At 70.3% G+C, this 14,242-nt stretch carries 15 protein-coding genes and 1 tRNA gene; 9 read left to right on the top strand and 7 right to left on the bottom strand.

The window, feature by feature from the left end; all coding sequences use genetic code 11:
• Nucleotides 1–40: 40 nt before the first annotated feature.
• Nucleotides 41–700: a hypothetical protein gene (locus tag ACF1B9_RS19390; RefSeq protein ID WP_391740329.1), complete on the bottom strand. Its 660-nt coding sequence runs from the start codon at nucleotides 698–700 to the stop codon at nucleotides 41–43.
• Nucleotides 701–747: 47 nt separating this feature from the next.
• On the opposite strand from ACF1B9_RS19390, the gene ACF1B9_RS19385 reads away from it, so the two are divergent.
• The gene (locus tag ACF1B9_RS19385; protein ID WP_030918345.1) at nucleotides 748–936 is read left to right on the top strand and encodes a DUF5703 family protein; all 189 of its coding nucleotides are present in this window, start codon (nucleotides 748–750) and stop codon (nucleotides 934–936) included.
• Between the two features lie 68 nt (nucleotides 937–1,004).
• On the opposite strand, the gene ACF1B9_RS19380 is transcribed toward ACF1B9_RS19385, so the two are convergent.
• The 3 genes from ACF1B9_RS19380 to ACF1B9_RS19370 form a co-directional block, all read right to left on the bottom strand.
• Nucleotides 1,005–1,745, bottom strand: coding sequence for a chaplin (locus ACF1B9_RS19380; RefSeq protein ID WP_391740330.1), 741 nt, complete (start codon nucleotides 1,743–1,745; stop codon nucleotides 1,005–1,007).
• Nucleotides 1,746–1,883: 138 nt separating this feature from the next.
• Entirely contained in the window at nucleotides 1,884–2,117 is a 234-nt protein-coding gene (chpH, locus tag ACF1B9_RS19375) for a chaplin ChpH (RefSeq protein WP_391740331.1), read from the bottom strand.
• A 195-nt stretch (nucleotides 2,118–2,312) separates the two neighbouring features.
• Nucleotides 2,313–3,638 carry a M20/M25/M40 family metallo-hydrolase gene (locus ACF1B9_RS19370; RefSeq protein ID WP_351084217.1) on the bottom strand — a complete coding sequence of 442 codons (1,326 nt, stop codon included), beginning with the start codon at nucleotides 3,636–3,638 and terminating at the stop codon, nucleotides 2,313–2,315.
• A 183-nt stretch (nucleotides 3,639–3,821) separates the two neighbouring features.
• Between ACF1B9_RS19370 and ACF1B9_RS19365 the strand changes: the two genes are divergently transcribed.
• From ACF1B9_RS19365 to ACF1B9_RS19345, 5 genes are all read left to right on the top strand, one after another.
• Nucleotides 3,822–3,906, top strand: a tRNA-Leu gene (locus ACF1B9_RS19365).
• A gap of 424 nt (nucleotides 3,907–4,330) precedes the next feature.
• A complete protein-coding gene (locus tag ACF1B9_RS19360; protein ID WP_391740332.1) occupies nucleotides 4,331–4,951 on the top strand; it encodes a hypothetical protein in 621 nt (206 codons plus the stop codon).
• Nucleotides 4,951–5,169, top strand: coding sequence for a hypothetical protein (locus ACF1B9_RS19355; protein WP_391740333.1), 219 nt, complete (start codon nucleotides 4,951–4,953; stop codon nucleotides 5,167–5,169). Before ACF1B9_RS19360 ends, ACF1B9_RS19355 begins: the two co-directional genes overlap by 1 nt.
• 1,119 nt (nucleotides 5,170–6,288) lie before the next feature.
• Entirely contained in the window at nucleotides 6,289–6,429 is a 141-nt protein-coding gene (locus ACF1B9_RS19350) for a hypothetical protein (RefSeq protein WP_391740334.1), read from the top strand.
• Nucleotides 6,430–6,546: 117 nt separating this feature from the next.
• Nucleotides 6,547–7,482, top strand: a complete 936-nt coding sequence (locus ACF1B9_RS19345; RefSeq protein WP_391740335.1) for a pseudouridine synthase — start codon at nucleotides 6,547–6,549, stop codon at nucleotides 7,480–7,482.
• A gap of 10 nt (nucleotides 7,483–7,492) precedes the next feature.
• Here the strand turns inward: ACF1B9_RS19345 and ACF1B9_RS19340 are convergent, their stop codons facing one another.
• On the bottom strand, nucleotides 7,493–8,122 hold the full coding sequence (locus tag ACF1B9_RS19340) for an MBL fold metallo-hydrolase (protein ID WP_391740336.1): 630 nt from the start codon (nucleotides 8,120–8,122) through the stop codon (nucleotides 7,493–7,495).
• A complete protein-coding gene (locus ACF1B9_RS19335) occupies nucleotides 8,122–9,207 on the bottom strand; it encodes an S-(hydroxymethyl)mycothiol dehydrogenase (protein ID WP_391740337.1) in 1,086 nt (361 codons plus the stop codon). The genes ACF1B9_RS19340 and ACF1B9_RS19335 overlap by 1 nt, the downstream gene beginning before the upstream one ends.
• 248 nt (nucleotides 9,208–9,455) lie before the next feature.
• On the opposite strand from ACF1B9_RS19335, the gene phsA reads away from it, so the two are divergent.
• Complete coding sequence (gene phsA / locus ACF1B9_RS19330; protein ID WP_391740338.1) at nucleotides 9,456–11,384, top strand: O-aminophenol oxidase PhsA; 1,929 nt, start codon at nucleotides 9,456–9,458, stop codon at nucleotides 11,382–11,384.
• A gap of 90 nt (nucleotides 11,385–11,474) precedes the next feature.
• Here phsA and ACF1B9_RS19325 read toward each other — a convergent pair whose 3' ends face one another.
• Entirely contained in the window at nucleotides 11,475–12,176 is a 702-nt protein-coding gene (locus ACF1B9_RS19325) for a FadR/GntR family transcriptional regulator (protein ID WP_114248901.1), read from the bottom strand.
• Between the two features lie 145 nt (nucleotides 12,177–12,321).
• Here ACF1B9_RS19325 and ACF1B9_RS19320 point away from each other — a divergent pair, with 145 nt between their 5' ends.
• Both ACF1B9_RS19320 and ACF1B9_RS19315 read left to right on the top strand, forming a co-directional pair.
• Nucleotides 12,322–12,831, top strand: coding sequence for a gluconokinase (locus ACF1B9_RS19320; protein WP_391740339.1), 510 nt, complete (start codon nucleotides 12,322–12,324; stop codon nucleotides 12,829–12,831).
• Nucleotides 12,832–12,842: 11 nt separating this feature from the next.
• Nucleotides 12,843–14,240, top strand: a complete 1,398-nt coding sequence (locus ACF1B9_RS19315) for a GntP family permease (protein ID WP_391740340.1) — start codon at nucleotides 12,843–12,845, stop codon at nucleotides 14,238–14,240.
• Nucleotides 14,241–14,242 lie beyond the last annotated feature (2 nt).

The raw sequence follows: 14,242 nt of genomic DNA, 5'->3' as shown, positions 1-14,242 counted from the left end.
CGCACCGCCGGACGGGCCCCGGGCCCGTCCGGCGAACGGCTCAGGAGCCGTCCACCACCAGGCCCGACGGCTTCTCGTCCGACTCGTCCTCGTCGAAGACGGCGCTGACGTCGAAGCGGCAGACCACCAGCTGGGGATCGGCTTCGTCGAACGGTGCGCCGAGCCACTCCCCCGCCTCGGGAAGCTCCTCCGCGGCCGTGACCCAGAGCGTGGAGTCACCCTCCTCCAGACCGAATTCCGTGTGCCGGGAAGCGATCTCGTCCGGTTCGTACTCACCGAAGAGCACCCCGAGCGCCGCGTGGACGCTGGAGCCGACGACCGCGGCGCTGCCGCGCGCACGGTCGTCCGGATCGAGGTCGACGATCCGCTGGGCCTGCGCGAGCAGTCGCGGCGGCTCCGCCACCGCGTAGTCGCGCCGGATCAGCACGCTGAGCGCGTTCGGCTCCTCGGGGCCGGCGTACGGCGGCAGGGAGTCCTCCGCACCCGGGATCTCGAAGGGAGTGACCTCGTCGTAGCGGTCGTAGAGCAGTTCGTCGTAGAACTCGGCAGCGGCGGCCAGTGCGTTGAACGCCTCATAGACGGCGGGATCGTCGTTCCCGGTCCGGCGTTCGACCGCATCGAGGTGACGGTCGAGCGCGGCTTTGATCGCTTCGGCGGCGGCGCGTACCTCGGCAGCGGTGGGCTGCGCAGCATCAGACATAGTGCAGACGCTATCCGTACACGGGCTCTGCCCGCACAATAGATGCGATGCCGGAATACGAATTTGTCGATGTGTACGTGCCGCGCGGGGTGTCCCGCAAGGAGACGGCACGCCTGCTGACCGACCACGCCGAGTACGGGCACTGGGAGTTGGACCGACTGACGCTGCGCCGTGACGGCAGCCGCAGGGTGCGGCTGCGCCGACGGATCATCCGCCAACTCCGGGCCACCTGGTGAGACGGAAGCGGGCCCCGCAGTCGCGGGACCCGCTCCCTTCGCCTTGCTCGCCTCGCCGGCCCGGTCCGTTACGCGGACATCCGGGCGCGGCGGTAGAGCACCGTGCCCGCGCCTGCCAGCAGCAGGCCCGCGCCGGCCGGAATCAGCAGGTCGAGCCCGCCCGCTCCGGTGTGTGCGAGTTCCGCGACGCTCTGTACCTCGGGCGCGTTCGGCACGGTTCGCGGTCCCGGTGCCGGCGGCTTGTGCTCGGTGACCGGGGTGACCGGAGTGCCGACCGGCGGTGTGACGACATCCGTGTCGTTCTCGCACACGTTGCCGGTGGCGGGGTTGAGCAGCCCGCCGATGGTGACGCTGTTCCCGCAGGCGTTCACGGGGATGTCGATGGGCGCCGCGATGTTGTTGCCCGAGAGCACACCGGGCGAGCCCTGCGCGACCCCCTCGGCCGTCGCCCCGCTCCCGGCGTCGCCCGTGACGGCCCGGTGCTTGCCGGTCCCCGCCCGCTGGGCCTGGGTCCGGTCCGCGGACACCTGGTTGCCCGAGGCGTGCCGGCCGGACGCGGCGCTGTGCGAATTGTTTCCGCAGGCGTTTCCCGCCGCCGGGTTGAGCTGTCCCACGACGCTCACGGAGTTGCCGCAGACATTGACCGGTACGTGGACCGGAATCTGGACCGAATTCCCTGAAATCACCCCCGGGGAATTCGATGCGCCGCCGGACGCTCCCGCGTCGGCGTGCGCGTAGCCGCCGCCCAGCGCGAGCACGCCGCCCGCGGCTGCCACGGTGATCAGGCCTTTACGCGTGACCTGTCGCATAGGTTGTTTCCTGCCTTCTGCCTTCCGGAATACCCCCGGACTTGACCGTGCGGGGGCGGAGTACCCAGCGGCCCCGGAGCGCATGGCGTGCACTTCGGGGCCGACCGGATTCAAACCCTTACGGGTTGACGCACAACATCAGGCGTTCGTGCAGGTGTTGCCGAAGGTGGGGTTCAGCAGCCCGACCACGGAGATCGTGTTGCCACACGCGTTCACCGGCACGTGGACGGGCGCCTGGACGGTGTTGCCCGAGATCACACCGGGGCTGCCGACTGCGGCGCCCTGGGCACCGGAGTCCGCGACGGCCATGCCCGCACCCGCGAGCACCAGACCACCAGTGACAGCCGCAGCAGCGACGACCTTCTTGATCATTATTCCTCCTAGTTGGCAATGCGGTCCCAGCCGCGGACCGCATCACTTGTAACGAGGAAGGGGTAATTGGGCTACGAGCGTATGGTTCCTTTCACTCGTTCCGGTCAAATGCGCACACACAGACGATTGTTGGCGCGAAAAATCGCCGGAGAATCACCGTGGGACCGGCTGGGCGCCGGAGCCGGGCGGCGGGAGTCAGCAGTTGTCGATGAAACGGTCGAGCACCCGCACACCGAACTGCAGACCGTCCACCGGAACACGCTCGTCCACACCGTGGAACATGCCCGCGAAGTCGAGCTCCGGCGGCAGCTTCAGCGGGGCGAATCCGAAGCAGCGGATACCGAGGTCGTCGAAGGACTTGGCGTCGGTGCCACCGGAGAGCATGTAAGGGACCGCACGGGCGATCGGGTCCTCGGCCTTGAGGGCGATCTGCATCGCATCGACGAGCGAGCCGTCGAAACTGGTCTCCAGCGCCTTGTCCCCGTGCACGTCCTCGCGCTTCACCCGCGGGCCGAGGATCCGGTCCAGGTCGGCCAGGAACTCGTCTTCGAATCCGGGCAGGAAACGGCCGTCCACATGGGCGGTGGCCTGTCCGGGGATCACGTTCACCTTGTAGCCGGAGCCGAGCATGGTGGGAGCCGCGGAGTTGCGGAGCGTGGCGCCGATCATCTTGGCGATGCCGCCCAGCTTGGCGAGCGTGGCATCCATGTCCTCCGGGTCGAGCGGGGTGCCGAGCGCATCGGACAGCTCGTCGAGGAAGGACCGTACGGTCTTGGTCACCCGGACCGGCCACTTGTGCCGCCCGAGCCGTCCGACCGCCTCGCAGAGCTCGGTGATCGCGTTGTCGTCATTGGTCATCGAGCCGTGACCGGCGGTGCCGTCCACGGTGAGCCGCATCCAGTGCATGCCCTTCTCGGCCGTCTCGACGAGGTAGAGCCGCAGCTTCTCGTTCACCGTGAAGGAGAAACCGCCGACCTCGCCGATCGCCTCGGTGACACCCTCGAAAAGGCCCGGGTGCTTGTCCACGAGGTACCGCGCGCCGTATGTGCCGCCGGCCTCCTCGTCCGCGAGGAAGGCCAGCACGATGTCGCGCGGAGGCTTGCGCCCGCTGCGCATCCGGTCACGGACGACCGCGAGGGTCATCGCGTCCATGTCCTTCATGTCGACCGCGCCGCGGCCCCACACACAGCCGTCCGCGACCTCGCCGGAGAACGGGTGGTGCGTCCAGTCGTGGGCATTGGCAGGAACCACATCGGTGTGGCCGTGGATCAGCAGGGCGGGCTTGGACGGGTCCTCGCCCTCGATCCGCGCCACGGTGGAGGCCCGGCCCTTGTGGGACTCGAAGATCTGCGGCTCCAGCCCGACCTCGGCGAGCTTCTCCGCGACGTACTCGGCGGCGACCCGCTCCCCCGGTCCCGAGTGGTCCCCGTAGTTACTGGTGTCGATCCGGATCAGCTCACGACAGAGGTCCACGACCTCGTCCTCGCCCGAGACGGTCCGGGCCGCGTTGGTCTCGCTCACACTGGTTCCTTCCACTGTCGCTGAGGTGCTCCCCCTCATCCTCCCGCGCCCGGCCCGCACGCCCAAGGCCCCCCACCCCCCGTCATGCGCCCTTCACGCTCCCCCTGGCGTGATCGAGCACCCCCGAATGTTTGCTATTGTTTTCCACGTCGGAACGGGCCAGGCCCGCAAGACAGACACCTTGTCCGGGTGGCGGAATGGCAGACGCGCTAGCTTGAGGTGCTAGTGCCCTTTATCGGGCGTGGGGGTTCAAGTCCCCCCTCGGACACAGAGCCAAGTGCCGATCAGGAGAGATCCTGATCGGCACTTCTGCGTTGTACCCGTCCGGCTGCTCACGGGCCCGGCCGGGCCATCCTTGTTGAATCGGTTCACCGCACCGGCGTCCCGTGGGCCGGGTCGGATGCCGGGCGGATCGCGCCGAACGGGGAGTGGCGCCCGGCGGCTCTCGCCGGGCGCCGCCCGCGAGGACGCGTCGTTCGCACGGCCCGGTCCCGACGCTTCGGGGGGAGAACAACCGCAATCCGCGCGCGCCGGACGTCGCAACGGGCCGGCGGGGCTCCCGCGTGCACCGTCGGAGCACCGGCTCGACGCGGAGGCCGCGGAATTCTCCTTCGTGGTCACGGTGTTGGGCCGAACCGGGCGGGCGAGGCCCGGATCCGCCCCGGGAAGCCGGACGACGTAGCATCAAGGTTTTGCGCGATCTTCGTACTTCCGTCGCGGTGACCTCCACGGTCCCCGACGACGCCTCGGACGAGCCGCTCAGGTTCAAGGAACAGGTGACGGTCGAATACGGTCCGGTTCCCACCGGGGTCGCGGAGCATCGCGCCTGGACGGCCCGGTACTTCGACGGCTCGGCCTCCCGACTGCCCGACGGGCTCGACGGGTTGGTCGCCGGTGACCGGGCCATGCTGGTGCTGCCCGCCGGATGCGACGTGGACGGCAGGCCGTCCGCGGTGACGATCCACAGCGAGAGCACCGGTGACGGCCATCTGGGAAGAGTGAACATGCCGTTCACGATCGGCAGCCGGTCCGACGTCACCCGGATGCTGCTGGATGCCGCCAACACCGGTATGCGTGAGGCCGGTTGCGCACCGGACAAGCCCCTGAACGCGACATCGCCCATCGTGACGGTCGCCGAGGACGACGAGACCGCCGGGAACCCGCTGTGCCGGATACCCGGGCTGACCCTCGATTTCGGCCAGGGTTCCCGGTACCGGGAACAGGTCGGGGTGGTCGCCGAGCGCCTTCAGAGACCTGTTCGGTGGTGTGGCGCGCTCGGGGGGAGCCGGACGAGCCGGCGGCGCAGTTCGTGATGGCGGGCGAGCCGCGCATGGTCGCGCTGTTCAAGGGGCTTCCCGAAGGAGCCGACAAGGGGCTCGTACGCGCCGAGTGCCACGGGCGGCAGACGGTGTTCTACGGAAACGTCGAGCCGGGGCTGAAGGGTGCGCACGAACACGACCGGCAGGTGTTCACGGACTTCACCGAGTCCGTGAGCAGGCGCATCGGGTGCGAGGCCGGTGAGGTCGCGTGAACGGCGAAGAGACCGCGGAGTGCAGGGCATCGGCAGTGGACGACGAGCAGACCCCGGTTCCTCGGGAAGGGGTACAGCCCTCGGCTCCTCGGGAGGAAGAACGGGAAGAGCAGGGGGAGCAGGCGCAGGAGCCCCGGCCCGGCCCGTCCCCCGAGCCCGCTCCCGGGCGCCCTCCCGTACTGCGCCGCCTGTTCCGCAGCCGCACCGCCCTCGCCGTCACCGCCGCCGGTCTGGTCGGCGCGCTCCTCGGCGCCGCTGCGGTGGCCTGGCGGACGGACACGCTCCCGCTGCTCGGTCCCGCCCCCTGCTGGGACTCGCTCGGCGACACGACGATGTCGGACCTCTTCGGCGACCGCCGGACCGAGGTCGAGGAGGAGTCCCTGAAGGCCAGTCCGCGCGGGCAGGGACCGTCGTTCGGGCAGTGCCGCATCACCAGCTACAAGGACGGCGATCCCCGCCGTCAGGTGACCCTGCGGGTGCACGAGCTGGACGGCCTCCGGGGCACCGACGCGCACGAGTGGCCGCAGGAGTTCCTCGCGGCAGGCATGGTGTCGCTCGGCGACGGGCTGCCCGGGATGACCTCGGCCTCGCGTGCCTGGCTGGCGCTGCCGCAGACCTGCACGGGCCGGCACGGGTTCACCGGTTCCACCGTGGTGGACATCGGCATGGGACTGGCCGGACTGGACGACGGGTCGGAGTACGACCGGAGGGACCGCGCCGCCCTGACCCGCGCGGTGGTGGAGGCGACCAATGGGGTCATCCGCGAATTCGGCTGCTCCGGCACCTACCGGATACCTCGCGCCCTGCCGGCCTGGGTGGACCGGCAGGAAACGGAGACCGATGCCTTCTGCGGCGTCAAGGGCCTCACCGTCCCTGCGGCGTACCGCAAGGCTCTGCGGCAGACTCGCGTCAGCGACGACGGCGGGCCCGCCCGGGTCTGCGAGGCGAGTGGGGGCTACGAACCCCTCGTGCGGATGACCACGGTGACGGACTCGGCGCTGACCGAGATCTTCTCCGGCCAGACGCGCAAGGCCGGTCTGCCGCTCAAGGGCTCCAAGGGGGTTCGGCCGGCTCGACGGATCGCGGGCCGTCTACCGGGCGAGCTGCCAGACCGGGCCCGTGATCTTCATGGTGGAGCAGCTGGGCCGGCCGACGGACAAGGACATCGACCTCGCTCGTCGGCTGCTGCCCGGCTATGTCGCCGCCGAGGCCGAGCGCATCGGGTGCGGCCCGGAGAAGGTGACGTCACCGAGCGTCTGAGTCCGGGGGCAGGGCCCCGGCGGGCGGGTGGAACGGGCGATACTGTGCGCACACCCGGGAGACGACAAGAGGGGCCCACCGCACCATGTTCACCGCCGTACCGGCAGGCGCACGCCGATGAGGGGGCGCGCGAAGCCCCCGTCGGCGCCACTGCCGCAGCGGGACGGGATCGATCCGGTCCGGCTGCGCCTTCCCGAGGATCCGGACGGGCGGTGGGCGACGGTCCGCGATCATCTGCTGGCACGGTTCGCGGGCGCGATCGGGGCGGCGCGGGTGGACGCCATGCTCACCGAGGGCCGGTTCGTCTCCGTGCGCGGGCCGGTGTCCGCCGACGAGCCGTACGCCGCGGGCGGGTACATCTGGTTCCATCGGGACTTCGCGCCGGAGGAGCCGGTGCCGTTCCCGGTCGGTGTGGTCCACCGCGACGCGCATCTCGTCGTCGCCGACAAGCCGCACTTCCTGGCGACGACGCCGCGCGGCCGGCACATCACCGAGACGGCGGTGGCCCGGCTGCGCCGTGAGCTGGACCTGCCGGAGCTGCAGCCCGCACACCGGCTGGACCGGCTGACCGCGGGCCTCGTCCTCTTCGTCGTCCGGCCCGGGGAGCGGGGCGCGTACCAGACGCTGTTCCGGGACCGCCTGGTGCGCAAGGGGTACGAGGCGGTGGCACCGTACGATCCCGGCCTGGAATTCCCGCGGACCGTGCGCAGCCGCATCGTCAAGGAGCGCGGCGTCATCGCCGCCCGCGAGGAGCCGGGCGAGCCGAACAGCGAGAGCCGGATCGAGCTGCTGGAGCACCGGGAGGGGCTGGGCCGCTACCGGCTGCTGCCCGCCACCGGGCGCACCCATCAGCTGCGGGTCCACATGAACAGCCTGGGACTGCCGCTCGTCCACGATCCGGTGTACCCCGTGGTCCGGCCGGAGGGAGCGACCGACGACTGGTCGCGCCCTCTCCAGCTCCTCGCCCGGTTGCTGGAATTCACCGATCCGGTCACGGGCGAGCCGCGCCGCTTCGAGAGCGGGCAGCGGCTCTCCGCGTGGCCGGACCGGTGAGCCGCCGTTCTCAGTGACCGCGGGCGATCCACTCGTCCAGATGCGGGGCCTCCGCGCCGATGGTGGTGGAGTCGCCGTGTCCGGTCCGGGCCGTGGTCTTTGGCGGAAGGCTGAGCAGCCGGTCCCGGATGGAGTCGACGATGGTCGGGAAGTGCGAGAACGACCGCCCGGTGGCGCCCGGCCCGCCCTGGAAGAGCGTGTCGCCGGTGAAGACGGTGGACAGCTCGGGGGCGTACAGACAGACGGCGCCCGGGGCATGACCGGGCGTGTGCAGGACTCGGAGCGTCGTCCCGGCGATCTCCAGCTCCTGCCCGTCGGCCAGTTCGCCGTCCGGGGCGCGGTCCGGGTGGGTCTGCTGCCACAGCGGCAGGTCGTCGGGGTGGAGCAGGATCGGTGCGCCGGTGGCGTCGGCGAGCGCCGGGGCCGCGTCGATGTGGTCGTTGTGCGCGTGCGTGCAGACGATGGCGCGCAGCGTACGGCCGTTCAGCGCGGACTCGATGGCGGCGGCGTCGTGGGCGGCGTCGATGACGATCGCCTCGCTGTCGTCGCCGACGATCCAGACGTTGTTGTCGACGTCCCACTCCCCGCCGTCGAGGGCGAAGGTTCCGGAGGTGACGAGGTGGTCGATGCGGGCGGCCATCAGAGAATCACCACCGAGCGCAGCACGTCACCTTCGTGCATCCGGTCGAAGGCCTGCTCGATGTCGCCGAGTCCGATGGTCTCGGTGACGAACGCACCGAGGTCGATCCGGCCCTGCTGGTGCAGGTCGATGAGCATCGGGAAGTCGCGCGAGGGGAGGCAGTCGCCGTACCAGGAGGACTTGAGCGAGCCGCCGCGGCCGAAGACGTCGATGAGCGGCAGTTCCACCTGCATCTCCGGGGTCGGGACACCGACCAGGACGACGGTGCCGGCGAGGTCGCGGGCGTAGAAGGCCTGCTTGTACGTCTCCGGGCGGCCGACCGCCTCGATGACGACATCCGCGCCGTTGCCGCCGGTCAGGGAGCGGATCGCGTCGACCGGGTCGGTGGAGCGGGAGTTGACGGTGTGCGTGGCGCCCATCGCCTTCGCCGTCTCCAGCTTGCGGTCGTCGATGTCCACGGCGATGATCTTCGCCGCGCCCGCCAGCCGCGCGCCCGCGATCGCCGCGTCACCGACGCCGCCGCAGCCGATCACGGCGACCGAGTCGCCGCGGCCGACCTGCCCGGTGTTGATGGCGGCGCCGATGCCGGCCATCACGCCGCAGCCGAGCAGTCCGGCGACGGCCGGGGAGACCTCCGGGTCGACCTTGGTGCACTGACCGGCGGCGACCAGGGTCTTCTCGGCGAAGGCGCCGATGCCGAGCGCCGGTGACAGTTCCGTGCCGTCGAGCAGGGTCATCTTCTGCTCGGCGTTGTGGGTGTTGAAGCAGTACCAGGGGCGGCCGCGCAGACACGCGCGGCACTGTCCGCACACGGCACGCCAGTTGAGGACGACGAAGTCGCCGGGCTCGACATCCGTGACGCCCTCGCCGACGGACTCCACCACGCCCGAGGCCTCATGGCCGAGCAGGAACGGGAAGTCGTCGTTGATGCCGCCCTGCTTGTAGTGCAGATCGGTGTGGCACACGCCGCACGCCTGGATCTTCACCACGGCCTCGCCGGGGCCCGGGTCCGGGATCACGATCGTCTCCACCCGTACCGGCTCGTTCTTTCCCGGTGCGATGACCCCTTGCACCTGCTGCGCCATACCGTGGTCTCCCTGTTTCCATCATTTCGCGAAGATCGAACACGAACAACCGTACGCCCCGTGAGGGTGTCACGGCGGCGCGCCGCATTGGCGGGAAACGACTGCCGTCCGCCCGTCGGGATGTACCGGTTCCGGTCAGATGATGCCGACTGCTGAACTTCGTCGGCCCCCAGGGGGTCCTTCGATGCAGAGGGACCGCGGAACCGATACCTGCGGGGGCAGGGGTCCGCTGGTCCGACCGCAGAGGAATGACGGATCACGGGGGAAGCACCTTGACCGAGATTGCCGAGATCACGGAGAAGATCAGCGAGCGGGTCGCCGGGCCCGGACCGGCTCCCGGAGCGACCGCGCCCGGCGCGCCCGTCGGCGGACTCGTGCCGTACACCGACGCGTTGCCCGTGCCGCCGGTGCTGCGCCCGGGAAGCGGCGACGTGCTCCGCGAGACCGAGATCGCCCTGTCACCCACCTGGGTGCGGCTGCACGCGCAGCTGCCGCCGACGCTGATGTGGGGGTACAACGGCACGGTGCCGGGGCCGACCATCGAGGTACGGCGCGGGGAGCGGATCAGGATCGCCTGGACCAACCGCATCCCCAGGTGCAGCGAGTACCCGGTCACCGCCGTGGAGGTCGGCCCGGTGAAGCCGGGCGAGCCGCTGCCGCACAACCGGCCCGGTCGCGACGGGGCCGAGCCGAACGCGGATGTGGCCGCGCTGCCCGCCTGGACGGTGACGCATCTGCACGGCGCGCAGACCGGTGGCGGGAACGACGGCTGGGCGGACAACGCCGTCGGCTTCGGCGACGCGCAGCTCTCGGAGTACCCGAACGACCACCAGGCCGCCCAGTGGTGGTACCACGACCACGCCATGAACATCACCCGGTGGAATGTCTACGCGGGGCTCGTCGGTACGTATCTGATCAGGGACGACGAGGAGGACGCGCTCGGTCTGCCGTCCGGAGAGCGGGAGTTGCCGCTGATTCTCGCCGACCGCAACCTGGACACCGACGAGGACGGCCGGCTCAACGGGCGGCTGCTGCACAAGACGACGGTGGTCGTGGAGGCCCACCCGGAGACCGGGAAGCCGGTGTCCATTCCGTTCCTCGGCCCGTACACGACGGTCAACGGCCGCATCTGGCCGCACCTCGACGTGGACGACGGGTGGTACCGCTTCCGGCTCGTCAACGCGTCCAATGCCCGGATCTACGATCTGGTGCTGGTCGACGACGAGAACAATCCGGTCCCGGGCGTGATCCGGCAGATCGGCAGCGACGGCGGGCTGTTGCCGCGCCCGGTGCCGGTCGACTTCGACGAGGGGCTGCCGCAGCTGACGATCGCCCCGGCCGAGCGGATGGATCTGCTGATCGACTTCTCGGCGCTGGCCGGCCGCCGGGTCCGCCTGGTCAACCGGGGCAGGCTCGCGGCGGGGGTGCCGGATCCGGCGGCGAGTGTGCCGTTCCCGCAGGTGATGGAGTTCCGGGTGCGGGAGACGGGGCGGCGGGACGGTTTCGAGCTGCCCGAGGTGCTGTCCGGTTCCTTCCGGCGGTACGAACACGGCCGGGTGGAGCACGGGCACCGGCTCGTCGTGCTCACGGCGCCGGGCACGGTCGGAGGCGGCGGCCACCCGGAGATCTGGGAGATGGCCGAGGTCGAGGAGGGCGCCGATGTGCGGGTGCCCTCGGACGGGGTCATCCAGGTGCGGGGCGAGGACGGCACGGTGCGCACGTACCGCAGGATCGCCCGGACGTTCAACGACGGGCTCGGCTTCACCGTCGGCAAGGGCGCATACGAACAGTGGTCGTTCCTCAACCTGGGCGGCCCGACGCATCCGATGCACATCCATCTGACGGACTTCCAGGTGATGGGCCGGGAGGCCTACACGCTGGACGGCTTCGATCCCGCGGTCGGCGGAACCCGCTCCCCCGTGGCGTTCGACCACGGCACCAAGATCCCGACGCCGCCGAACGAGCAGGGTTGGAAGGACGTCTTCCGGGTGCCCCCGGGGCAGTTGGTGAAGGTGCTCGGCACCTTCGACGGGGCGTACGGGCGGTTCATGTACCACTGCCATCTGCTGGAGCACGAGGACATGGGCATGATGCGGCCGTTCGTGGTGATGCCGCCGGAGGCGATGAAGTTCGACCACGGCGCCGGGCACGGCGGCCACCCGGGGCACGGCGGCTGACCCGCCGCCCCGGCCCCTGCCGACCGCCCCCGCGGGTTCTTCCCGCGGGGGCGGTAATGGGAGGAATCCCTCAGGCTCGCGGTACGGGCCTCAGGGCGCGAGTACGTCCAGCTCGTGCAGGGCGCCCACCGCGATCTCCTTCGTCAGCCGCTCCGCCGCCACCGTGTCGCCCTCGCGCACGGCTTCGGCGAGCCGTACGTGGAGCGTGACCGCGGCCGGGTCCGGGTCCTCGAACATCACCTGGTGGTGGGTTCGTCCCGCCAGGACCTCGGCGACGACATCGCCGAGTCGGGCGAACATCTCGTTGCCGGAGGCGTTGAGCACGATCCGGTGGAACGCGATGTCGTGCTCCAGATAGCCCTCCAGCTGCTGGCCGCGCGAGGTGGCGACCATGCCGAGCGCGCACTCGGTGAGGGCGGCGCACTGCTCCGGGGTCGCGTTGCGGGCGGCGAGCCCGGCCGCGACCGGTTCGATCGCCGAGCGCAGCACGGTCAGGGAGCGCAGCTGGCGCGGCCGGTCGGCGCCGGCCAGCCGCCATCGGATGACCTGCGGATCGTAGACGTTCCACGCCTCGGTCGGACGCACGGTCACGCCGACCCGGCGCCGGGACTCGACCAGGTGCATGGATTCCAGGACGCGGACCACTTCGCGTACGACCGTGCGCGAGACGTCGAAGCGCTGGGCCAGCTCGTCGGTGCGCAGTACCTGCCCCGGCCGGTGCTCCCCCGCGGCGATCTCCAGGCCCAGGGTGTCCAGCACATGTGTATGCAGCCCAGGGCCCTGTGTGGTCATGGCCACCAGCCTACGGGGCCCCCTTGAGGAACAAAAAGTACGACGTTTATGTCACAGCATCTTGAATAAGTCGTACGTATGGGTTTCAGTAGCGCGACGGACCGATGTCGAGGAAGACGTCGAAGAGGACAGCGAGGCACCACCAATGAGCACCCCCCACGTCGTCGTGGTGATGGGCGTCGCAGGGACCGGCAAGACCACGATCGGCCCCCTGCTCGCCGCCGAACTCGGCGTTCCGTACGCCGAGGGCGATGACTTCCATCCCGCGGCGAACATCGCCAAGATGTCGGCCGGCACACCGCTGGACGACTCCGACCGGTGGCCCTGGCTCGATGCGATCGGCCAGTGGGCGCACGGACGGGCGGGGCTCGGCGGAGTGGTGAGCAGTTCGGCGCTCAAGCGCGTCTACCGGGACCGGCTGCGGGCCGAGGCGCCCGGCGCCGTCTTCCTCCACCTGACCGGCGACCGGGCTCTGATCGAGGCGCGCATGGCGGAGCGCAAGGGCCATTTCATGCCCACCGCACTGCTCGACTCGCAGTTCGCCACCCTGCAGCCGCTGCAGGAGGACGAGGCCGGCGTCTCGGTCGATGTGTCCGGCACCCCCGAAGAAATCACCCAGCGAGCCGTCGCCGCGTTGCGCCGGCTCGATAACTAAGGATCACCACCGTGACCAGTCTCAGCGTCGAGATGCTGGCAGCGGACGCCGTCGAACCCATCACTTCGGCAGGCAACGCGCAGTTGGGCATCGCCGTCCTGGCGGGCATCGCCGTCATCGTTCTGCTCATCACCAAGTTCAAGATGCACGCGTTCCTCGCGCTGACCATCGGCTCGCTGGCGCTCGGCTCCTTCGCCGGCGCCGCACCGGCCAAGACGATCGCCAGCTTCACCGCCGGCCTCGGCTCGACCGTCGCGGGTGTCGGTGTCCTCATCGCGCTCGGTGCCATTCTCGGCAAGCTGCTCGCCGACTCCGGCGGCGCGGACCAGATCGTCGACACGATCCTGGCGAAGGCGAGCGGGCGGGCCATGCCGTGGGCGATGGTCCTGATCGCCTCGATCATCGGTCTGCCGCTGTTCTTCGAGGTCGGGATCGTGCTGCTGATCCCGGTGGTGCTGCTCGTCGCCAAGCGCGGCAACTACTCCCTGATGCGGATCGGTATCCCGGCGCTGGCCGGTCTCTCCGTGATGCACGGACTGATTCCCCCGCACCCCGGCCCGCTGGTGGCGATCGACGCCCTCGGTGCCAACCTCGGTGTCACGCTGGCGCTGGGTGTGCTGGTGGCCGTCCCGACCGTGATCATCGCGGGCCCGGTCTTCTCCCGCTACGCCGCCCGCTGGGTGGACATCAAGGCGCCGGAGAAGATGATCCCGCAGCGCCCCTCGGAGGAGCTGGACCGTCGTCCCGGCTTCGGCGCCACCCTGGCGACGATTCTGCTGCCCGTCGTGCTGATGCTGGTCAAGGCCCTGGTCGACATCGTCGTGGACGACCCGGAGAACCACGTCCAGCGGATCACCGATGTGATCGGCTCGCCGCTGATCGCGCTGCTCGCGGCCGTCATAGTCGGCATGTTCACGCTGGGCCGGGCGGCCGGTTTCTCCAAGGGCCGGCTCTCCACCACCGTCGAGAAGTCCCTCGCCCCGATCGCGGGCGTGCTGCTCATCGTGGGTGCGGGCGGCGGTTTCAAGCAGACGCTCATCGACGCCGGTGTGGGCCAGATGATCCTGGACTTCTCCAAGGACTGGTCGATCCCGGCGCTGCTGCTGGGCTGGCTGATCGCCGTCGCGATCCGGCTCGCGACCGGCTCGGCGACGGTGGCGACCATCTCGGCGGCCGGCCTGGTCGCCCCGCTGGCCGCGGACATGTCGACGTCCCACGCCGCCCTGCTGGTCCTCGCCGTCGGCGCGGGCTCACTCTTCTTCAGCCATGTCAATGACGCCGGATTCTGGCTGGTGAAGGAGTACTTCGGAATGAACGTCGGTCAGACGATCAAGACCTGGTCGGTGATGGAGACCATCATCTCCGTGGTCTCGCTGGCCTTCATCCTGCTGCTGTCGCTGGTCCTCTAGCG

This window comes from Streptomyces sp. NPDC014727, assembly GCF_043083485.1.
GTDB lineage: Bacteria > Actinomycetota > Actinomycetes > Streptomycetales > Streptomycetaceae > Streptomyces.
This window is presented reverse-complemented; position numbering and strand designations above follow the sequence as displayed.